Source organism: Mycobacterium sp. NPDC050041 (assembly GCF_049541695.1).
Taxonomy (GTDB): domain Bacteria; phylum Actinomycetota; class Actinomycetes; order Mycobacteriales; family Mycobacteriaceae; genus Mycobacterium.
The window spans coordinates 644,346-664,733 of the sequence record NZ_JBMVDG010000001.1; the positions used below are offsets into that span (position 1 = coordinate 644,346).

Below are 20,388 nucleotides of genomic sequence, written 5' to 3' on the forward strand. Positions count from 1 at the left end.
GCCCCAGAGAAGATGTCAATGTAAGGAGCTCACGTGTTCGCCTGGTGGGGTCGAACGGTCTACCGATTCCGGTACATCGTCATCGGTGTCATGGTGGCCCTGTGTCTGGGTGGCGGGATCTACGGCATCAGCCTGGGCCAGCATGTCACGCAGAGTGGGTTCTACGACGAGGGCAGCCAGTCGGTGCAGGCGTCGCTGCTCGGCGACGAGGTGTACGGCCGCGACCGCGCCAGCCACGTCGTCGCGATCCTGACACCACCGGACGGCAAGAAGGTCACCGACCCGCAGTGGCAGCGTGACGTCGTCGGCCAGCTCGACACCTTCGTCACCGACCACCCCGACCAGGTGGTGAGCTGGGTCGGCTGGCTCAAGGCGCCCGACGCCGCCAGCGAGACCGTCCAGCAGATGAAGACCGAGGACCTGTCGAAGACCTTCGTCAGCATCCCGCTCAAGGGCGAGGACGACGACGCGATCCTGAAGAACTACCAGGCCGTCGAACCCGACCTGCAGCAGATCAACGGCGGCGACATCCAGCTGGCCGGCCTGCAGCCGCTGGCCAGCGAGCTCACCGGCACCATCGGCGAGGACCAGAAGCGCGCCGAGGTGGCAGCCATCCCGCTGGTCTGCGTGGTGCTGTTCTTCGTCTTCGGCGGCGTGATCGCCGCGGCCCTGCCCGGCCTGATCGGCGGGCTCACCATCGCCGGTGCGCTCGGCGTCATGCGCCTGGCCGCCGAGTTCATCCCCGTGCACTTCTTCGCCCAGCCGGTGGTGACGCTCATGGGCCTGGGCATCGCCGTCGACTACGGCCTGTTCATGGTGAGCCGATTCCGGGAGGAACTCGCCGAGGGCTACGACACCGAGGCGGCCGTGCGCCGCACCGTGATGACGTCCGGCCGCACCATCATGTTCTCCGCCGTCATCCTGGTGGCGTCGTCGGTGCCGCTACTGCTGTTCCCGCAGGGCTTCCTCAAGTCGATCACCTACGCGATCATCGCCTCGGTCATGCTGGCGGCGATCCTGTCGATCACCGTGCTGGCCGCCGGACTGGCCATCCTCGGCCCGCGGGTCGACGCGCTGGGCGTCAAGACGCTGATCAAGTTCGCCCTGCCGGACCCCATCGAGGGCGATCCCGCGAACCGCAAGACCAACACCTTCGCCATCGCGTCGATCCCGCTGGGGCTGCTGGTGCCGCCCGCGGGCATCGCGCTCGGCCACATCGCCCGCAAGCGCATCAAGGAGACCGGTGAGCAGGGCGCCAACCTGGCGCTGATCGGCCAGGTCCTCGGCTACACCGCGCTGTACGGCGCGATGGCCTACGGCGTGATGGCGCTCAAGGACAACGACGTCATCGGCAGCGCCGTCTACTGGATGCTGCTCGGCATCATCATCTTCCTCGTCGTCGTCACCTTCGGCCTCGCGCTGGCGCGCTACGTGCCGCTGGCGCGCACGCCGATCGTCTGGTGGCTGCACTGGCTGGCCGACAAGACGCAGAAGACGAAGACCCGCGCCGAGGTGGAGCAGGGCTTCTGGGGCAAGCTCGTCAACCGCGTGATGAAGCGCCCCGCCGCCTTCGCGGTGCCGATCATCATCGTGATGGTGTTGCTGATCATCCCGCTGGGACAGCTGGCCCTCGGCGGCATCAGCGAGAAGTACCTCCCGCCGGACAACTCCGTGCGCTCGGCGCAGGAGAACTTCGACCGCAGCTTCCCCGGCTTCCGGACCGAACCGCTGACGATGGTGCTCAAGAGCGACAACGGCGAGCCGATCACCGATCAGCAGCTGGCCGACATGCGCGCCAAGGCGATGACGATCAACGGCTTCATCGACGCCGACAACGACCCGTCGAAGATGTGGCAGGAACGCGCCGCTCAGGACACCGGGTCGAAGGATCCCTCGGTGCGGGTGATCCAGAACGGCCTGGAGAGCCGCAACGACGCCGCCAAGAAGATCGAGGAGCTGCGGGCACTGTCGCCACCGCGGGGAGTGACCGTATATATCGGCGGCACACCGGCATTGGAGCAGGACAGTATCCACAGCCTGTTCGACAAGCTGCCGCTGATGGTCGCCATCCTGATCATCACCACGACGATCCTGATGTTCCTGGCGTTCGGTTCGGTGGTGTTGCCGATCAAGGCCGCGGTGATGAGCGCGCTGACGCTCGGATCGACGATGGGCGTGCTGACCTGGATGTTCGTCGAGGGCCACGGCTCCGGACTGATGAACTACACCCCGCAGCCGTTGATGGCGCCGATGATCGGCCTGATCATCGCCGTGATCTGGGGCCTGTCCACCGACTACGAGGTGTTCCTGGTGTCCCGCATGGTGGAGGCGCGCGAACGCGGCCTGTCCACCGCCGAGGCCATCCGCATCGGTACGGCCACCACCGGGCGACTGATCACCGGCGCCGCCCTGGTGCTTGCGGTCGTCGCGGGTGCGTTCGTCTTCTCCGACCTGGTGATGATGAAGTACCTGGCGTTCGGCCTGCTGATCGCGCTGCTGCTGGACGCGACCATCGTCCGGATGTTCCTGGTGCCCGCGATCATGAAGATGCTCGGCGACGACTGCTGGTGGGCGCCACGCTGGATGAAGCGCATCCAGGAGCGATTGGGCCTGGGCGAGACCGAACTACCCGACGAGCGCAAGCGCCCCAACGTCCGGGAACCGGGAGACGATCCCGAGGCCCTGGTCGGCGCAGGCGCCCCGGTGTCCGCACCGCCGCGCCCGCCGCACGACCCGACTCATCCGGAAGGCCCCGTCCGGGCCGGACCGGTGCGGATACCGCCGAGGGCCAGTGGACCGTCGGCCGCGGGCACCACCCGCATCCCGACGCGGGGCGCCGCACCCGCCGCGACGCCCGAGGAACCGCCGACCACCCGGTTCTCGGCGGCGAAGAACGCCGTCCGCGGTGCGGTCGGCAACGCACCCACACAGCGGGTGCCGCGTCCCACGCCGCCGGCACAGCAGCGCGAGGACCGCGAGATCGAGTCGTGGCTGGGCGAATTGCGCGGCAAGCCGGCCGGCGGCGGCGCCGAGCCCGGCCAGCCGCCGCGCCCGCCGCAGCCCTCGGCCGATCCCACCCGGGCGATGCGCCCGGGCGGGCCACGCATCGCCAACGGCACGCCGCGCACGGCGGACGAAGGCACCGAGCCGACGACGGCCATCCCCACCCCGCGTCCGCGGCAGCCGCAGCCGCAGCCGCAGCCAGAGTCGGATGCCACCACCGCGATCCCGACGCCACGGACGCAGGACTCGGCGAGCACCGAGAAGATCGACACCCGTGAGGCCGACGAGGAGCAGCAGCGTCGCCGGGGCGGCGGGATGAGCGCAGCGGACCTGCTCCGGCGCGAGGGCCGGCTCTAGCGACTGGCGACTTCGGCGCGCAAACGATCGCGCACCGAACGTCTCCGCGCCGAAATCACTCGTCGTCGTCGGGGGGCCGCGGTCCCACGTCGTCGGGTTCGGCGTCGATCCGCGGCCCGTCGTCGTCCTCCATCGCCTCGGCTGCCGCCTCGGGGTCGGACGCCAGCATGACGCGGACCGCACTGTTGACGAACGCCATGGTGGGCACCGCGAGCAGCGCGCCGACGATGCCGGCCAGCACGCCGCCGCCCGCGATCGCCAGCACCACCGCCAGCGGGTGGATCGACACCGCGCGGCCCATCACCAGCGGCTGCAGCACGTGTGCCTCCAACTGCTGCACGGCGATGATCAGGCCGAGGGTGATCAGCGCGTAGACGAAGCCCTTGGCCAACAGCGCCACGATCACCGCGAGGAATCCGGTGATGACCGCGCCGATCAGTGGGATGAATGCGCCGAGGAACACCAGCGAGGCCAGGGGCAGCGCCAGCGGGATGCCCATGATCGCCAGGCCGGCGCCGATGCCCACCGCGTCGACCAGCGCGACCAGGAACGTGGCCCGGATGTAGCCGATCAGCGAGTGGAAACCCGCCCGGCCCGCGTCGCGGACACGCCCCCGGACGTCCTCGGGGAAGATCTGGGTGACGAAGCCGAAGATGTTGCGGCCGCCGTGCAGCAGGAAGATCAGCGTGAAGAGCACCAGCAGCGCGCCGGTGAGGATTTCCGTGATGGTGCCCGCCGTCGACAGGGCACCGGTGGTGAGCCGCTCCTGGTTGTCGCGCAGCGCCTCGATCGCCGCATTGCCCGAGTTGTCGATCTGGTCGCGGCTGAGGTGCAGCGGCCCGTCCACCAGCCACCCGCGCACACCGTCGATGCTCCGGGTCACCTCGGCCACCAGTGCGGGGGCGCCCTCGATGAACTGGCTGACGACGAACGTCAGCAGGCCGCCCACCACCGCGATCCCGGTGAGCATCACCAGCGCGACCCCGCCTCCGCGCGGGGCTCCGCGACGGTCGAGGAAGTCGACGGCGGGCATCAGCAGCGCGGCGATGATGGTGGCCAGCGCGACCGGCACGAAGATCACCTCGAGCTGTTTGACCAGCCACAGGAACGCCAGGAGCGCGGCGAACAGGATGAGCAGTCGCCACGCCCAGGCGGCGGCTTTGCGGACGAACGGCGTGACCGCGCTGTCGGCGAGCGGATCGGCACCCAGACCTGCTGACATGCCGCGAGCGTAGCCGCACCGCGACGATCCGCCGGGCACCCGCGCGCGAACCCGGCGAAACGCGCCCGGCGCAGCGGCGTCGTCCGCGGTACCTGCGCCGTTACCCTGTAAGTCGTGTCCGACGACGCCCCGGCCGCCGGCGCACAGCCGGAACGTGCCAGCCGGGTGGCTTCCGGCCGCAGCAGGTACTGGTGGCTGCGGTGGGTGCTGATCGGCGTCGCGGCGACGGTGCTGACCGTCGAGCTGGTGCTGGTGTGGGACCAGCTGGCCAAGGCCTGGAAGAGCCTGATCTCGGCGAACTGGTGGTGGGTGCTTGCCGCGGTCGTCGCGGCGATGGCGTCGATGCACAGCTTCGCCCAGATCCAGCGGACCCTGCTGGAGTCGGCCGGCGTGCCGGTGCGGCAGTGGCGGTCGGAGGCGGCGTTCTACGCGGGCAACGCGCTGTCGACCACGATGCCCGGCGGCCCGGTGCTGTCCGCGACGTTCGTGTACCGCCAGCAGCGGATGTGGGGCGCGTCGCCGGTGGTGGCGTCCTGGCAGCTGGTGATGTCGGGCGTGCTTCAGGTGGTCGGCCTGGCACTGCTCGGGCTGGGCGGGGCGTTCCTGCTCGGCGCCAGCAAGAACCCGCTGTCGCTGATCTTCTCGCTCGGCGGATTCCTGGCCATCGTGCTGCTGGCCCAGGCGGTGGCCACCCGGCCGGAGCTGATCGACGGGATCGCGGTGCGGGTGCTGGGCTGGGCCAATCAGGTGCGCGGCAGGCCCGTCGACACCGGCCTCGGCACGTGGCGGGCGACGCTGGACCAGCTCGAATCCGTGCAGCTGGGTCGCCGCGACCTCAGCGTCGCCTTCGGCTGGTCGCTGTTCAACTGGATCGCCGACGTGGCCTGCCTGGCGTTCGCCTGCTACGCCGCCGGCGGGCACCCGGGCCTGGCGGGTGTGACGGTCGCGTACGCCGCGGCCCGCGCCGTCGGCTCGATCCCGCTGATGCCCGGCGGGCTACTGGTGGTGGAGGCCGTGCTGGTGCCCGGCCTGGTCTCCAGCGGTATGACGCTGGCCTCGGCCATCTCGGCCATGCTGATCTACCGGCTGGTCAGCTGGATCTTCATCGCCGCGATCGGCTGGGTGGTGTTCTTCTTCATGTTCCGCACCGAGAAGGACATCGACCCGGACGCGCCGCGTCAACCCCGCGAAGAGGAGCACCGATGATCGTCGGAAAGCGATGCGCCACAGCCGTTCTCGGTGTGTTGATACTCCTGGCCACGTCGTGCTCCGGGTCGCAGGACGAGCCCGCGGACACCGGCACGCCACCACCGGCGGCCGGCCCGTCGACCGGCGCAACGCCCGGCCCGTCGGCGCAGGCACCCGCGCAGGTGACACCCGTGCTCGCCTACGCGGTCGCCGATCCGATACCGGTGCCCGGCACCGACGGCAGAGACCACCTGGCCTACGAACTCGTGCTCACCAACCAGCTGCCGAGCGAGGTGACCATGGACTCGCTGGAGGTCCGGTCCGGCGACACCACGCTGCTCGAACTCGCAGGCGACCGGCTCGGTTACTGGACGAGGCCGGTGGGCACGCCCGCGCCCGCGCCGACCACCAAGCTCGCGCCCGGGCAGACCGCGAGGGTCTGGCTCGACGTGGCCATCGACCGACAGGCCGACGGCGCACCCGCCGCCATCCCCACCGAGCTGACCCACCGGCTGAAACTCACTCTGGCGCAACCCATGCCGCCGCTGTTACCCGCGACGCTCACCGAGGACATCGCACCGGTGACCGTCCAGAACCGCAAGCCGGTGGTGATCGAACCGCCGCTGCGCGGCCCGAACTGGCTCGACGGCAACGGCTGCTGCGACATGACGCCGCACCGGATGGCACTCAACGGACTGAACGGAAAGTACTGGGCTGCCGAGCGATTCGCGATCGACTACGTTCAGATGCAGCCGGACGGCCTGTTGTTCACCGGTGACAAGGCCAAGCTGGAGAGCTACGCCTACTTCGGCGCCGACATCCACGCGGTGGGTGACGGGCCGGTGGTCGCGGTCGTCGACGACCTCCCCGAACAGGTGGCCGGGGCCAGCCCGACCGGGCTGCCGCTCGACCAGTACGGCGGCAACCACGTCGTGCAGGACCTCGGCGACGGCAACTACGCTTTCTACGCGCACCTGAAGACCGGCAGCGTCAAGGTGAAGCCCGGCGACCGGCTCACCACCGGCCAGGTGATCGCCTCGCTGGGCAACACCGGCAACACCGACGCGCCGCACCTGCACTTCCACGTGATGAGCACGCCCGACCCGCTGCTCTCCGACGGCCTGCCGTTCGTGTTCTCCTCCTACCGCCTCGACTCCCGGCTCGCGTCCCCCGCAGCGATCGACGGGCTCTTCGACAACAAGCCGGCACCCAGCCAGCCCGGCTTCGCCGGAGCCGACGAGACTGACGTCATGCCGCTGTTCCTCGACGTGATGACCTATGCGGACCGGTAGTCGCCCGGCGGCCCTCGCGCTGCTCGCCGACGCCGCCTGCGTGACGGTGTTCTGCACACTCGGCCGGCGCAGCCACGAGGAGGGCCTCACCGCGACGGGCATCGCGCACACCGCCTGGCCGTTCCTGGCAGGCACAGCCGTCGGCTGGCTGGTGGCCCGCGGGTGGCGGCGTCCGCTGTCTCTCGCCCCGACGGGGCTGATCGTGTGGGTGTGCACCGTGGTGGTGGGCATGGTGCTGCGCAAAATAACCGGCCAGGGCACCGCGACGAGCTTCATCGTGGTCGCATCGGTGACGACCGCCGTGCTGCTGCTCGGCTGGCGCGCCGCCGCGCTGCTGGCGTCGAGGCGCTAGCCCGCTTGCGCCGGTGCCGTCGACACCGTGAGCGTGGCGCGCAGCCCACCCAGCGGGCTGTCGGACAGCCGGATCGACCCGCCGTGCAGCGCGGCCTGCTGCGCCACCAGCGCCAGCCCGAGGCCGGAGCCACCCGGGGCGGCGGTGCTGCCGCGACGGAACCGGCCGAGCACCGTCTCCTGCTCGTCGGCGGGCAGTCCGCGGCCGTCGTCGTCGACCACGATGGTCAGCTCCCCCTCCGCTCCTGCCCTCCGGTGCGCCGCCAGCACCACCCTCGTCGCCCCGCCGTGCGTCACGGCGTTGCGGACCAGGTTGTCCACGGCCAGCCGCAGCCCGCCCGGCCATCCCCACACCACGCCGAGCGCGTCGTCGGCCTCGACGACGATCTCCACCCCGGCGCCCGCCCGCCGGTTCTCCCGCGCCACGCGGTCGAGCAGATCGGTCACGTCGATCAGCTCCCGGTCCTCGTCCTGGGCGAGCTGACCCGACGCCAGCTGCCCCAGCGCGGTGATGATGGCCTCCACCCGCCGCTGCGCCCGGGCCAGGTCGGCCACCACCTCGGCACGCTCGTTCTCGGGCAGGTCGTGGATGCGCAGGGTGTCGAGGTCGGCCCGCATCGCCGTCAACGGCGTGCGCAGCTCGTGCGCCGCGTTGGCGGCGAAGTCCTGCGCGGCCTGCAGCGAATTGGTGGTGGCCTGCTGCGCGGCGGCCAGACGCGCCAGCATCCCCGCCATCGCCTCGGACAGCTCCTCGGCCTCCCGCACGCCGTGCACCGCGGGCATCTCGTCGCTGCCCTTGCCCAGCCTCGACGTGTGCTCGGTCAGCTTGCGCAGCGGCCGGATGGCCGGCCCGGCCAGCAACCAGCCCAACCCGGCGGCGATCAGCACGGTGCCCAGCCCGACGAGGACGTACTCGGGGATCCGCGCGCTGCTCAGCAGGATGCTGTCGGCGCGCAGCCCGATCGACACCAGCACCCCGCCCTCCTGGTCGACGGGCAGGGTGCGGACGCGGTACTCGAGGCCGTTGACCTCGACGGTCTCGGTTCCGGGCGGCAGCGAAGGCAGCTGGAAGCCGCGCTGGAACACCACCTGCCCGGTCGACCGGGACCTGCCGGTGGTGAGGACGCCGCGGCGCGGATCCTGCAGCTGCTCGGGATACATGCTGGCGTCGACGATCGAGTCGAGCCTGCGGTCCAGTTGCGCGGCGTCGTTGTTGGCCAGCACCAGCGACGTCAGGATCGTGAACGCGGCGACGACGGCCGAGGCGGCGGCCGCCGACGCGATGGCGACCCTCGTCCGCAGTGACGCCGAGCTGATACGCCGGAAGGCCCGCGAGAACCACACCTCGCTACGGCTCGTCCCGCAGCACGTATCCGATCCCGCGCACCGTGTGGATCACCCGCGGCAGGCCGTCGCGTTCCAGCTTGCGCCGCAGATACGAGATGAACACGTCGGCGACGTTGGTGTCGACGTCGAAGTCGTAACCCCAGACCAGCTCGAGCAGCCGCTGCCGGGACAGCACCACACCGGCGTTCTCGGCGAGCACGGTCAGCAGATCGAACTCCCGCTTGGTCAGCTCCACCCGCTCGCCGTCGACGAAGACCAGCCTGCGCGCCGTGTCGATGGTCAGCGGCCCCACCACCAGGGTGTCCGACGGCTGATCGGAGTGGCTGGCCCTTCGCAGCAGGGCATGCAGCCGCGCGACCAGCTCACCGAGGTCGAAGGGCTTGGTGAGGTAGTCGTCGGCGCCGGCTTCCAGTCCCGCGATGCGGTCGTTGACCGTGTCGCGCGCCGACAGCACGCAGATCGGGATCTCGTTGCCCAGTGCGCGCAGCGCCGTCACCACCGCGACGCCATCGAGCTCGGGCATCTGCACGTCGAGCACCAGTGCGTCGTGGGTCTCGTTGGAGAGGAGGCGCAGCGCCTCCTTGCCGGTCGCAGCGACCCGGACATCGAACCCCGACAGCCGCAGTCCGCGGGCGACGGAGGTTCGCACGTCCGGGTCGTCGTCGACCATCAGCACTGTGCGGCCCGCACCCTCCTGCTGCGCGGGCGGCCCAGTAGCCACGCGAACGCTGGCCTAGCTGTCGGCGAGGCCGTCGCCGTTGGTGTCGCCGCAGCGATTCTTCAGGTCGACCAACGGCTGCCGGATGGAGGTGAGCTCGCCCTTCACCACCGGATTGGCGTCGAGGTACTTCTGCACCTCGGTGCGGATCTCCTCGCGCGGCCTGCCCTCGAGGCCGGTGAAGAAGTTGTTCACGTCCGGGTGGGTGAACAGGTACGCCGACGTCGAGGCCGACACACCTGCAGCCACACCGGCCAGATCGGCGGCAGTGCAGTTCGGCGGCGGCGGTGCCGGCTGGGCCGAGGCCGCGGGCAGCGCACCGAACAACATCGCACCGGCAACCGAGCCAGCGCCGACCGCGCCGGCTACCGCACGCCGCGCGGTACGGGCAGAGAGCAACATGGACGAACTCCTTCATCTTGGAGTGGCCGTAACCATGGGCGGTTATCGGTAACGCAAAGCTAATCAGAATCAGCGGGGACTTTCCTGCCTTGCGGCCATCCAATCCTAAAAACGCGGAATCCGCTGGTCTACCGCGCCGCCAGAGGGCGCGCCGCCCCGCAGGTTCAGCGGTACGGACCGGGCAGCGGACCGCTGCCCTGGGTGGCGGCGGACACCGGTGAGGACTGCGCCGGCGACACCGGCACGCGCGGGGTCTGCGCGCCGGGCAGCGCGGCCGGCGACGTCGCGGTCTGCGACTGCGCCGCCTGCATCAGACCCATCACCTGCGGCAGTGTCACCGGCAACTTGCACCGCCCGGACAGGTTCGTCAGCGGGCGCTGCAACTCCTGCATGTCCGCGGCGACCTCGGGGTTGGCGTCGAAGTAGGTCTTGAGCGCTGCCAGCGACTGCGGACCGCCCTGTGACTGCGACGCGGTGGTCAGCGCGGCGTTGGTCTGCGGGTTCGCATCGAGGTACTCGCCGGTGTTGCTTGCGACGGTGCCGATGGTCTTGGCCACCTCGCTGGCCGCACACGGATCGGGGGCGGCGGTGGCCGACGGCCCGGTCAGTGCGGCGGCGGCTGCTGCGGTGGCAACGACGGCGGCGAGCAGGCCGCGGCGCAGCCCGATGGCGGTGGACTTCATGGACGCTCCTTACGATTCGCGGACGCTCTCGGGCGTCTGGCGACGCTGTCGAGGGTCCGGCAAACCTCGCGATCGGACGGCGTGGTGTCCCCGACCCGACGTACAACCGGGCGCCATCTTGCCATCAAGAGCGACGCGGTGCCCAATCCTGACAGCAGACCCGCAGGTGACGGTGCATGAGCCGGTAGGCGGGGGATGTAACGAACCGCAGGCCACCGGGCGATTCCAAGAGCGGGCGAGCCTACCTGATGACGGGGTACGCTCACGCTGAAACACAGGGGCAACGCCGGGCACGACATGGGGAGTCCGCCATCCAGCAGTTCATGATGCGCCTCAGCGGCACGCTGCGCAGATTGCGCTGGGCCGTGTTCGCGGTATGGCTGCTGCTCCTGGTGCCTGCCGTCTACCTCGCCCTGAACCACTCGTCGAACCTGACCGGTGGTGGGTTCGAGGTGGAGGGCTCGCAGTCGCTGCACGTGCAGTACGAGCTCGAGGACCACTTCCCCGATCAGGGCTCGTCGCCGTTGGCCCTGGTCGCCGCACCCCGCGCGGATGCGTCCTTCGACGACATGAACGCCGCGGTCGCCCACCTCGAGCAGATCGCCGCACAGGTCCCGAGCGTCACGATCATGCCCAACCCGCAGCAACCGGCGCCGCAGCCGGACCGGCCCTACGTCGTCACCCTGCAACTCGGCTTCGACAACACCGGCGCCACCGACATCGCCAAGCAGCTGCGCAAAAAGGTCGGCATCGACGGCGAGGAGCCCGGCCAGATCGAGGACGGCCGGGTCAAGCTGTACGTCATCGGCCAGGGCGCACTGGGCGCCGCCGCGTCCGAGGCGATCAAGACCGACATCGGACAGGCGGAGAAGTGGAACCTGCCGATCGTGCTGATCGTGCTGCTGGCGGTGTTCGGCTCGCTGGCCGCCGCGGCGGTCCCGCTGGTCTTCGGCCTGTGCACCGTCGTGGTCACGATGGGCGTGGTCTACGCCCTGTCGACGGTCACCACGATGTCGGTGTTCGTCGCCTCCACGGTGTCGATGTTCGGCATCGCGCTGGCCATCGACTACTCCCTGTTCATCCTCATGCGCTTCCGGGAGGAACTGCGTGCCGGCCGCGACCCTGAGCAGGCGGCCGACGCGGCGATGGCGACGTCCGGGCTTGCGGTGGTGCTGTCCGGGCTGACGGTCATCGCCTCGGTCACCGGCATCTATCTCATCGACACCCCGGTGCTGGTGTCGATGGCCACCGGCGCGATCCTCGCGGTGGCGGTCGCGGTGCTGGCCTCGACCACGCTGACGCCCGCGGTGCTGGCGACGTTCGGGCGGTCGGCGGCCAAGCGGTCGTCGTACCTGCACTGGTCCCGCAGGCCGGACGCCACCCAGTCCCGGTTCTGGACCCGCTGGACCGGCTGGGTGATGCGGCGGCCGTGGATCGCCGCGCTGGGCGCCGCCGCGCTGCTGCTGGTGCTCGCGGCGCCGGCCTTCTCGATGCAACTCGGCAACAGCATGCAGCGGCAGTTCGAACCCACCCACGAGATCAGGGGCGGAGTCAACGCGGCGGCCGAGGCACTGGGTGCGGGCGCGCTCGGCCCGGTCCGGGTGCTGGTCAGCTTCCCCGGTGGCGACGCCGCGGGCACGGACAACGCGAACAAGCTCGACACCGTGCGCCAGGAGATGGCCAAGGCGCCGAACATCATGTCGGTCTCGCCGCCGGTGTTCTCCTCCGACGACAGGAGTGCGCTGCTGTCGGCCGTGCTGTCGGTCGACCCGGAGGACAGCGGCGCTCGCCAGACCGTGGACTGGATGCGCGAGAAGCTGCCCGGCGTGGCGGGCGACGGCGTCAACATCGACGTCGGCGGGCCGACCGCGCTGATCAAGGACTTCGACGACCAGGTCTCGGCGAAACAGCCGCTGGTGTTCGCGTTCGTGTCCCTCATCGCGTTCCTGATGCTGCTGATCTCGATCCGGTCGGTGGTGCTGGCCCTCAAGGGCGTGCTGATGACCGTGCTGTCGGTGGCCGCCGCCTACGGCAGCCTCGTCGTGGTCTTCCAGTGGGGCTGGTTCGAGGCCCTGGGGTTCGAGAAGATCCCGTCGCTGGACAGCACGATCCCGCCGCTGGTGCTGGCGATGACGTTCGGCCTGTCGATGGACTACGAGATCTTCCTGCTGACCCGCATCCGGGAGCGGTTCCTGCAGACCGGCAACACCCGCGACGCCGTCGCCTACGGCGTCAGCACCAGTGCCCGCACCATCACCAGCGCGGCGCTGATCATGATCGCGGTGTTCATCGGCTTCGCCTTCGCCGGTATGCCGCTCGTCGCGCAGCTCGGTGTCGCGTGCGCGGTGGCGATCGCCGTCGACGCCACGGTGGTGCGGCTGGTGCTGGTGCCGGCGTTGATGGCCATGTTCGACAAGTGGAACTGGTGGCTGCCGCACTGGCTGGACCGGGTGCTGCCGTCTGTCGACTTCGAGAAGCCACTGCCCAAGGTCGAGATCGACGACCTGGTGATCATCCCCGACGACATCTCGGCGCTCGGCCCGAGCGGCGCGGACCTGCGGATGATGGTCCGATCAGCGGCTCGTTTGAAAAACCTTGCGCCACAGACGATCACCGTGGCCGATCCGTTGGCGTTCAGCGGTTGCCAGCCGATCAAGCAGGCGGTGCGCCGGGTCCGTGGCGCGGACACGTCCCGGGTCAGGACGGCCGTCAAGGTAGGCGCCGGCAGCCGCAACGGCGGTCGCAACGGCTCCGACGGCAACGGCAGGACGGTGCGCACCACGCTGCCCGTGCATCCGGTGACGATGTGGCGGGGCCGGCTGTCGGTGGCGCTCGACGCGCTGGAGACCGAGGCCGACACCGACCGGCCGCCGGTGGAGCGGCGCAGCCCGGTGGAGACCACCAACGTCCAGCTGCCGACGGGTGACCGGCTGCAGATCCCGACCGGCGCGGAGACGTTGCGCCTGGCGAGCTACCTGATCATGTGCAGGAACAGCAGCCACGACTACGCAGAGTTTGCCGATCTGGTCGACTCCATGGAAACTCAAACCGCCGCTGTGGTGCTGGCCGGGATGGACCGGTACTACTGTGGGCAGCACGCGAGAAAGCAGTGGGTGGCCACCCAGCTGGTGCGCCGCCTGGCCGACCCGCAGCCGTCCGACGAGCACGATTCGGTGATGTCGGACCCGGATGCGGAGGCCGACTGGGCCACGGTCAGGCAGCGCTGCCTGTCGGTGGCCGTGGCCATGCTGGAGGAGGCGAGGTGACGGTGACACCGGACGTGCGGGAATTCCGCCGCGATCCCGGTCCTCCGCGTGGCCGTCCGACGCCGCCCCGACGGCCCCCGGTCGACGAGCGCCCCGTCGAGTTCTGGTCCACCGCGGCCATCCGCGCCGCGCTGGAGACCGACGACCTGACCGTCTGGCAGCGCATCGTCACCGCCATCAAGCGGGACCCCTACGGCCGCACGGCCCGGCAGGTCGAAGAGGTGCTGGACAAGGCGCGGCCCTACGGCGTGTCCAAGGCGCTCGCCGAGGTGCTGGTGCGCACCCGCGAACAGCTCGAGGCCGACGAACGCACCGAGGTGGCGCGCCACGTCCGGTTGCTGCTGAAGCGCTCCGGCCTGGCCCCCCAGGAGTTCGCGTCGCGAATCGGCGTGCATCCCACGGACTTCGGCGCGTACCTCGAAGGGCGCACCAGCCCATCGGCATCGCTGATGATCCGCATGCGCCGGCTGTCCGACCGGTTCGCCAAGATGGCACGCCCGCAGCAGCAGGGCGGCTAGGACTGACCCTCGGCGACGCCGCCGCGTCCTACGTGCTCGTACCGGGCGGGGGCGGTAGTTCTTGGGACTGGCATCTGGTGGTGCCGCTTCTCGAGTCCGCAGGTATGCACGCCGTCGCGGTCGACCTGCCCGCCGGCGACGCCACCGCCGACCTTCTCACCTACGCCGACGTGGTCCGCCGCGCAGCGCGGGACTGCCCGCGGCCGCTGATCCTCGTCGCGCACTCGATGGGCGCCTACACCGCGCCCATCGCGGCGACCGGCCTCGACCCGGAACTGTTGGTGCTGCTCAACCCGATGGTGCCCGCGCCCGGTGAGTCGGCCCGGCAGTGGTGGGAGGCCACCGGCCAGCCCGCCGCCATGGCCGCGCACTTCGAACGGCTCGGGTTCGGCGCCAGGGCGTTCGATCCCGACGAGGACTTCTTCCACGACGTGCCCGAGGCGGTACGGGCCGAGGCGGCGAGCGCGCCGGAGCCCGAGCAGTCCGACACGCCGTTCGAGCAGCCATGGCCTCTCGACCGCTGGCCGGACGTGCCGACCATTGTGCTGACCGGTCGTGACGACCGGCTGTTCCCGCTGGAGTTCCAGCGACGCCTGGCCCGGGAGCGGCTCGGACTCGACATCGAGGAGATGCCCGGCGGGCACATGGTGGCCTTGAGCCGACCGGAGGAGTTGGCCGGCCGGTTGTTGGGAATGCTGCCCTCATGACGAACTCCGTCGAATGGACCGAACCCGACGCCGACGACCTGCGGCGCATCCTCGCCGAGACGCGCACCGTCGCGATCGTCGGCGCCTCCGCGAATCCGATGCGACCCAGCTACGGCGTGTGGGAGTCGCTGCGGGCGTCGAGCCACTACGAGCTGTACCTGGTCAACCCGACGATCAGCGACGTCGACGGCGTACCGGCCTACCCGTCGCTGGCCGACCTGCCGGTGGTGCCCGACATGGTCGACGTGTTTCGCCGCAGCGAGGAACTGCCTGCGGTGCTGCGCGACGTGCTGGCGCTCGACCCGCGGCCGAAGACGCTGTGGCTGCAGCAGGGCCTGTGGGACGAGCAGGTGGCGCACGAGGGTGCCGCGGCCGGACTGCAGGTCGTGATGGACCGGTGCCTCAAGGTCGACTACGCCCGCTTGCGCTAGACCCGTCTGAGCGCCGGCAGGTACGCGCCGCCGTCGATGTCCTCGATCAGGGTGGGGCCGGTCGGCGTCCATCCCAGGAGTCGTTGCGTTGCAGCACTACTCGCGGCCATGTCGGCACTGAAGAACCTACCGATCCAGCCGTAGTGCTCGTCGACGCGATCGGCTGGGATGGCCGCGACGGGCAGGTCGAACGCGCGACCGATTGCCTCGGCGATCACCCGGGTCGGGATCCCCTCTTCGGCGACGGCGTGCAGGCGGGTGCCTGCGGGCGCCTTCTCGAGGCCGAGCACGACCATGCGCGCGGCGTCCGCGACGTGCACTGCAGCCCAGCGGTTCTGCCCCTCGCCGGGGTAGCCGGACACCCCTCGATCGCGGGCCACCTGGCACAGGGTGGCGATGAAGCCGTGGTCGCCCGTGCCGTGCGTCGTCGGCGAGAAGCGCAGTGCCACCGAGCCGACGCCACGGTCGACGAAGTCCAGCAGCAGGTTCTCGCTGCCCCCGCGCGGCGACTCGGGACCGTGGAACGGCGAGGCGTCGTCCTCGGTCGCCACCCGACCCTCGGTCAGGCCGGCGAGTCCCGACGCCAGCAGGAACGGCTTGCCGGTGTCGGCGAGTGCGTCCCCGATCGTCTGGGCCACGGCGCGTTCGGCCGCGTTGGTGCCCGCCATGTCCGCCCAGTCGTGCTTGTTGGCGAGGTGGATGACGGCGTCGGCGTCTCGGGCCCCGGATCGAATGACGTCCAGGTCGTCGAGGCCACCGCGGCGAACGTCGACCCCCTTCGCCTCGAGCGCGGCGGTCGACGCGTCGGAGCGGGCGAGGCCGGTGACGGTGTGGCCGGAGGCCAGGAGTTCGTCGACGACGGCGCTGCCGATCCAACCGGAGCCTCCGGTGATGAAGACGTGCATGGTGAATCCTTCCGAGGTGATGTCAGTTGCTGACATCTCCGACGCTACACGTGAGGTCAGTTACTGTCATCACTTAGACTGCTCCCCATGGCCAGGTGGGTGCCGGGAACTCGGGAGCGGCTGCAGGACTCCGCACTCGAATTGTTCGCCGCCCGTGGCTACGAGCAGACCACCGCCACCGAGATCGCCCAGGCCGTCGGCCTCACCGAGCGCACCTTCTTCCGACACTTCAGCGACAAGCGCGAAGTGCTCTTCCACGGCCAGCAGGCGTTGACCGACGCCTTCCTGGCGGGACTCAACGACGCACCCCCCGACGCCGCACCCGTCGAGTTGGCGGTCAGCGCGCTGCGGGCCTCGTCGAGCTTCTTCGACGACGACCGCCGGCCGCACTCCCGCGTGCGCCAGTCCGTCATCGACGACAACCCCGCCCTACGAGAACGCGAGGCGCTCAAGCTCGTCGGCCTCGGGCAGGCGCTCGGCGGTGCGCTCCGCGATCGGGGCGTCGACGGCATGGCGGCGGACGTGGCGGCCCAGATCGCCGTCATGGCGTTCGGCATCGCGTTCGCACACTGGATCGCCGAGGGCGAAGAGCGGTCGTTCGAAGAGATCGCCATGGACGTCGTCCGCGAAGTGGGCGCCGTGGCAGGCAGGCTCGACCGCTAGCGGGAGTGGATCGGGACGACGTCCTCGACCTGCCACCGGGTGTCGGTCTTGCTCAGCGTGACGCGCAGCGCCAGCACCGCGGTGTCGACCGGCTTGCCCGGCACACTCTGGGTGCCGCGCAGCACCACGGCCACGCTGGCCAGCGCCGGGCCCATCGCCTCGACGCCCGCCGACACCGTGGTGGCCTGCGCGGAGACGTTGCGGCTCGTCAGCTGCTTGGCCACCCCGGCGAACTCGGTCTTGAACGCCTCGGCACGCTCGGGTGACATCATCTCGGCGGCGCGGTCGATCGACGCCGTGGGGCTCTGCGGGGTGAACGTGGCGGTCGCCTCCGACACGCTGCTGGCGATGCCCACCACCTCGTCGGAATCGGCGTCGAAGTCACGGTCGGGCGTGGTCCATCGCAGGTAGCCGACCAGCACGGCGGCGCACAGCGCGGCGGTGGCCACGCCGACGACCGCCAGCCGGAGACCCGGCCCGTCGTCGTCGGTGCCGACGGTCACCCCGTCGCGGCGGGCCAGCACGAAGTCGACGACCACGCCCTGCACGATCAGCAGGCACAGCACCGAGCACACCGACACCCACCACGACGGCCAGGCCAGCGCGACACCGATGTAGATCAGCGCGGCGATCGCGGCGGCCGGCGCCAGTACGTCGACGGCCAGTACCCGCAGGAGGTTCCTCATCGGATCGGCTCCAGCCGCGAGATCATCAGCTTGCCGTCCACGTCGGAGACGTCCAGCCGCAGCGTCCAGCGCACCGTGCGGGGCTCCTCGCCGGCGGCGTTCTCGCTGATCGACGTGGCGACCACCAGCACCGTGTCGGTGCGGGAGGCGAACGCCGACAGCTGCGGGTTGGGTGGCGGCGGCGGAGCCGGGGCGCCGTCGGGCCCGGTGGCGTGGTGCAGCGTCTCGATGGACACCGAGTCGACCTGGCCGGTGGTGCGTGACTGCAGCGTCTGCACCAATTGCCGGTACGGCTGCACCGCCGAGTCGAAGTCGGCGTTGAGTTCGCCGATGGTGTTCTCGTGCAGCCGCGCCATGTTGCCCGCGACGTTGTCCTTGTTCATGTTGACCAGCACGCTCGCCCACTCGGCGGCGGCCTGCAGCACCTGCGTCTGGTAGCGGCGCTCGTCGACGTCGTCGCGGTGGCCCGACCAGATCATCGCGGCCAGCAGCACCGCCGCGACGGCCACCGCCCCCAGCGCCATCGACGCCACCCCGAACGCGGTGAACGTCCCGCCGGACTGTTCGACCTCGTCGGCGGGCGTGTCGGCGGGCTCGTCGGAGGGGTCGTCGGGCATGGCCGTGAGGGTACCGGGCGGGTTCTGGAAGAATGTCGGGGTGACGGTAGAAGCAATCCGGTCAGGCATCGACCTGACCCACGTCGACCCCTCAGCCCGCCCCCAGGATGACCTCTTCGGTCACGTCAACGGGCGCTGGCTGACCGAGTACGAGATCCCCGCCGACCGCGCCACCGACGGTGCGTTCCGCCTGCTGCACGACCGCGCGGAGGAGCAGATCCGCGACCTGATCACCGAGGCGGCGGAGTCCGACGCGCAGGACGGAACCGACGAGCAGCGCATCGGCGACCTGTACGCGAGCTTCCTCGACGGGGAGACCGTCGAGCGGGTGGGCGTCGCCCCGCTGCTCGAGGAGCTGGCCGCCATCGACGCCGCCGACAGCCCCGACGCGCTGGCCGCGGTGCTGGGCGCGCTGCAGCGCACCGGGGTCGGCGGCGGCACCGGCGGTTACGTCGACACCGACTCCAAGAACTCGACCCGCTACCTGCTGCACCTGAGCCAGTCCGGCCTCGGGCTGCCCGACGAGTCGTACTACCGCGACGAGCAGCACGCCGAGATCCTGGCCGGCTATCCGCGGCACATCGCGGCGATGCTCGCCCTCGTGCACGGCGGCACCGCCGACGACCACGCGGCGACGGCGGAGCGCATCGTGGCGCTGGAGACGAAACTGGCGGCGGCACACTGGGACGTCGTCAAGCGCCGCGACGCCGACCTGACCTACAACCTGCGCCGGTTCGCCGACCTGCCCGAGGAGGCGCCCGGCTTCGACTGGGCCGGCTGGCTGGTCGCGCTGGGCGGTTCGGTCGAGAAGTCCGCCGAGGTCGTGGTGCGCCAGCCCGACTACCTGACCGCGTTCGCGGCCGCATGGTCGAGCGAGTCGCTGGAGGACTGGAAGGCGTGGGCGCGCTGGCGGGTCATCCACGCCAGGGCGTTCCTGCTGACCGACGCGCTGGTCGCCGAGAACTTCGCCTTCTACGGGCGAACGCTGTCGGGCACCGAGGCGATCCGTGACCGCTGGAAGCGGGCGGTGTCGGTGGTGGAGAGCCTGATGGGCGACGCGCTGGGCAAGCTCTACGTCGAGCGGTATTTCCCGCCGGAGGCCAAGGCCCGGATGGACGAGCTGGTGGCCAACCTGCGGGAGGCCTACCGCGTCAGCATCGACGAGCTGGACTGGATGACGCCGGAGACCCGGCGCAAGGCGCTGGTCAAGCTCGACAAGTTCACGCCGAAGATCGGATACCCGAAGAACTGGCGGGACTACTCGGCGCTGGTCATCCGGCGCGACGACCTGTACGGCAACTACCGGCGCGGCTACGAGGTGGGCTACGACCGCGAGCTGGCCAAGCTCGGCGGCCCGGTGGACCGCGACGAGTGGTTCATGACGCCGCAGACGGTCAACGCCTACTACAACCCCGGGATGAACGAGATCGTCTTCCCCGCAGCCATTCTGCAGCCACCGTTCTTCGACGCCGACGCCGATGCCGACGACGCGGCGAACTACGGCGGCATCGGCGCGGTCATCGGTCACGAGATCGGGCACGGCTTCGACGATCAGGGCGCCAAGTACGACGGTGACGGCAACCTCGTCGACTGGTGGACCGACGCCGACCGCACGGAGTTCGGCGCCCGCACCAAGGCGCTGATCGAGCAGTACGAGGAGTTCGTGCCCCGCGAACTGTCCAACGGACACCATGTCAACGGTGCGTTCACCGTGGGAGAGAACATCGGCGACCTCGGCGGTCTGTCGATCGCCCTGCTGGCGTACCGGCTGTCCCGCAACGGCGAGCAGGCGCCGGTGATCGACGGGTTGACCGGCGAGCAGCGGGTGTTCTTCGGCTGGGCGCAGGTGTGGCGCACGAAATCGCGCTCGGCCGAGGCGATCCGGCGGCTGGCCGTCGACCCGCATTCACCGCCGGAGTTCCGGTGCAACGGCGTGATCCGCAACATGGACGCCTTCTACGAGGCGTTCGACGTGTCGGAGAACGACGCCCTGTACCTGGAACCCGAACGGCGCGTGCGGATCTGGAACTAG

18 protein-coding genes are annotated in these 20,388 nt (G+C 70.4%); 10 read left to right on the top strand and 8 right to left on the bottom strand.

Annotated features, from left to right (window positions below):
- Positions 1–33 precede the first annotated feature (33 nt).
- Complete coding sequence (locus tag ACPCHZ_RS03155; RefSeq protein ID WP_423483403.1) at positions 34–3,360, top strand: MMPL family transporter; 3,327 nt, start codon at positions 34–36, stop codon at positions 3,358–3,360.
- 55 nt (positions 3,361–3,415) lie between these two features.
- Here ACPCHZ_RS03155 and ACPCHZ_RS03160 read toward each other — a convergent pair whose 3' ends face one another.
- Complete coding sequence (locus ACPCHZ_RS03160) at positions 3,416–4,582, bottom strand: AI-2E family transporter (protein WP_423483404.1); 1,167 nt, start codon at positions 4,580–4,582, stop codon at positions 3,416–3,418.
- Between the two features lie 114 nt (positions 4,583–4,696).
- Between ACPCHZ_RS03160 and ACPCHZ_RS03165 the strand changes: the two genes are divergently transcribed.
- Genes ACPCHZ_RS03165 through ACPCHZ_RS03175 form a run of 3 tightly spaced genes read left to right on the top strand, consistent with a single transcriptional unit; the run spans position 4,697 to position 7,414 of the window.
- Positions 4,697–5,788 carry a lysylphosphatidylglycerol synthase transmembrane domain-containing protein gene (locus ACPCHZ_RS03165; RefSeq protein WP_423483405.1) on the top strand — a complete coding sequence of 364 codons (1,092 nt, stop codon included), beginning with the start codon at positions 4,697–4,699 and terminating at the stop codon, positions 5,786–5,788.
- Positions 5,785–7,062 carry a peptidoglycan DD-metalloendopeptidase family protein gene (locus ACPCHZ_RS03170; protein ID WP_423483406.1) on the top strand — a complete coding sequence of 426 codons (1,278 nt, stop codon included), beginning with the start codon at positions 5,785–5,787 and terminating at the stop codon, positions 7,060–7,062. Before ACPCHZ_RS03165 ends, ACPCHZ_RS03170 begins: the two co-directional genes overlap by 4 nt.
- Entirely contained in the window at positions 7,049–7,414 is a 366-nt protein-coding gene (locus ACPCHZ_RS03175; protein ID WP_423483407.1) for a DUF3054 domain-containing protein, read from the top strand. Before ACPCHZ_RS03170 ends, ACPCHZ_RS03175 begins: the two co-directional genes overlap by 14 nt.
- On the opposite strand, the gene ACPCHZ_RS03180 is transcribed toward ACPCHZ_RS03175, so the two are convergent.
- The 4 genes from ACPCHZ_RS03180 to ACPCHZ_RS03195 all read right to left on the bottom strand — a co-directional run bounded on the left by ACPCHZ_RS03180 (position 7,411) and on the right by ACPCHZ_RS03195 (position 10,563).
- Positions 7,411–8,757: a sensor histidine kinase gene (locus ACPCHZ_RS03180; protein ID WP_423483408.1), complete on the bottom strand. Its 1,347-nt coding sequence runs from the start codon at positions 8,755–8,757 to the stop codon at positions 7,411–7,413. The genes ACPCHZ_RS03175 and ACPCHZ_RS03180 overlap by 4 nt on opposite strands.
- Before the next feature lie 4 nt (positions 8,758–8,761).
- On the bottom strand, positions 8,762–9,430 hold the full coding sequence (locus ACPCHZ_RS03185) for a response regulator transcription factor (RefSeq protein WP_264015171.1): 669 nt from the start codon (positions 9,428–9,430) through the stop codon (positions 8,762–8,764).
- Between the two features lie 63 nt (positions 9,431–9,493).
- The gene (locus ACPCHZ_RS03190) at positions 9,494–9,880 is read right to left on the bottom strand and encodes a heme-binding protein (RefSeq protein WP_364977556.1); all 387 of its coding nucleotides are present in this window, start codon (positions 9,878–9,880) and stop codon (positions 9,494–9,496) included.
- A 164-nt stretch (positions 9,881–10,044) separates the two neighbouring features.
- Entirely contained in the window at positions 10,045–10,563 is a 519-nt protein-coding gene (locus tag ACPCHZ_RS03195; RefSeq protein WP_423483409.1) for a hemophore, read from the bottom strand.
- A 323-nt stretch (positions 10,564–10,886) separates the two neighbouring features.
- On the opposite strand from ACPCHZ_RS03195, the gene ACPCHZ_RS03200 reads away from it, so the two are divergent.
- From ACPCHZ_RS03200 to ACPCHZ_RS03215, 4 genes are read left to right on the top strand one after another with little or no spacing between them, the layout of a single operon-like run.
- The gene (locus ACPCHZ_RS03200; protein WP_423483410.1) at positions 10,887–13,829 is read left to right on the top strand and encodes an MMPL family transporter; all 2,943 of its coding nucleotides are present in this window, start codon (positions 10,887–10,889) and stop codon (positions 13,827–13,829) included.
- The gene (locus ACPCHZ_RS03205; protein ID WP_423483411.1) at positions 13,826–14,347 is read left to right on the top strand and encodes a helix-turn-helix domain-containing protein; all 522 of its coding nucleotides are present in this window, start codon (positions 13,826–13,828) and stop codon (positions 14,345–14,347) included. Before ACPCHZ_RS03200 ends, ACPCHZ_RS03205 begins: the two co-directional genes overlap by 4 nt.
- A gap of 32 nt (positions 14,348–14,379) precedes the next feature.
- The gene (locus ACPCHZ_RS03210; RefSeq protein ID WP_423483412.1) at positions 14,380–15,054 is read left to right on the top strand and encodes an alpha/beta fold hydrolase; all 675 of its coding nucleotides are present in this window, start codon (positions 14,380–14,382) and stop codon (positions 15,052–15,054) included.
- A complete protein-coding gene (locus tag ACPCHZ_RS03215) occupies positions 15,051–15,485 on the top strand; it encodes a CoA-binding protein (RefSeq protein ID WP_423483413.1) in 435 nt (144 codons plus the stop codon). Before ACPCHZ_RS03210 ends, ACPCHZ_RS03215 begins: the two co-directional genes overlap by 4 nt.
- Here ACPCHZ_RS03215 and ACPCHZ_RS03220 read toward each other — a convergent pair.
- On the bottom strand, positions 15,482–16,390 hold the full coding sequence (locus ACPCHZ_RS03220) for an SDR family oxidoreductase (protein ID WP_423483414.1): 909 nt from the start codon (positions 16,388–16,390) through the stop codon (positions 15,482–15,484). The genes ACPCHZ_RS03215 and ACPCHZ_RS03220 overlap by 4 nt on opposite strands.
- Before the next feature lie 87 nt (positions 16,391–16,477).
- On the opposite strand from ACPCHZ_RS03220, the gene ACPCHZ_RS03225 reads away from it, so the two are divergent.
- Complete coding sequence (locus tag ACPCHZ_RS03225; protein ID WP_423483415.1) at positions 16,478–17,053, top strand: TetR/AcrR family transcriptional regulator; 576 nt, start codon at positions 16,478–16,480, stop codon at positions 17,051–17,053.
- Here ACPCHZ_RS03225 and ACPCHZ_RS03230 read toward each other — a convergent pair.
- Together ACPCHZ_RS03230 and ACPCHZ_RS03235 are read right to left on the bottom strand one after the other, a co-directional pair.
- Positions 17,050–17,739, bottom strand: a complete 690-nt coding sequence (locus ACPCHZ_RS03230; protein ID WP_423483416.1) for a hypothetical protein — start codon at positions 17,737–17,739, stop codon at positions 17,050–17,052. The genes ACPCHZ_RS03225 and ACPCHZ_RS03230 overlap by 4 nt on opposite strands.
- Complete coding sequence (locus ACPCHZ_RS03235) at positions 17,736–18,356, bottom strand: hypothetical protein (protein WP_423483417.1); 621 nt, start codon at positions 18,354–18,356, stop codon at positions 17,736–17,738. The genes ACPCHZ_RS03230 and ACPCHZ_RS03235 overlap by 4 nt, the downstream gene beginning before the upstream one ends.
- On the opposite strand from ACPCHZ_RS03235, the gene ACPCHZ_RS03240 reads away from it, so the two are divergent.
- A complete protein-coding gene (locus tag ACPCHZ_RS03240; protein ID WP_423483418.1) occupies positions 18,355–20,388 on the top strand; it encodes a M13 family metallopeptidase in 2,034 nt (677 codons plus the stop codon). The two genes, ACPCHZ_RS03235 and ACPCHZ_RS03240, sit on opposite strands and share 2 nt — an antisense overlap.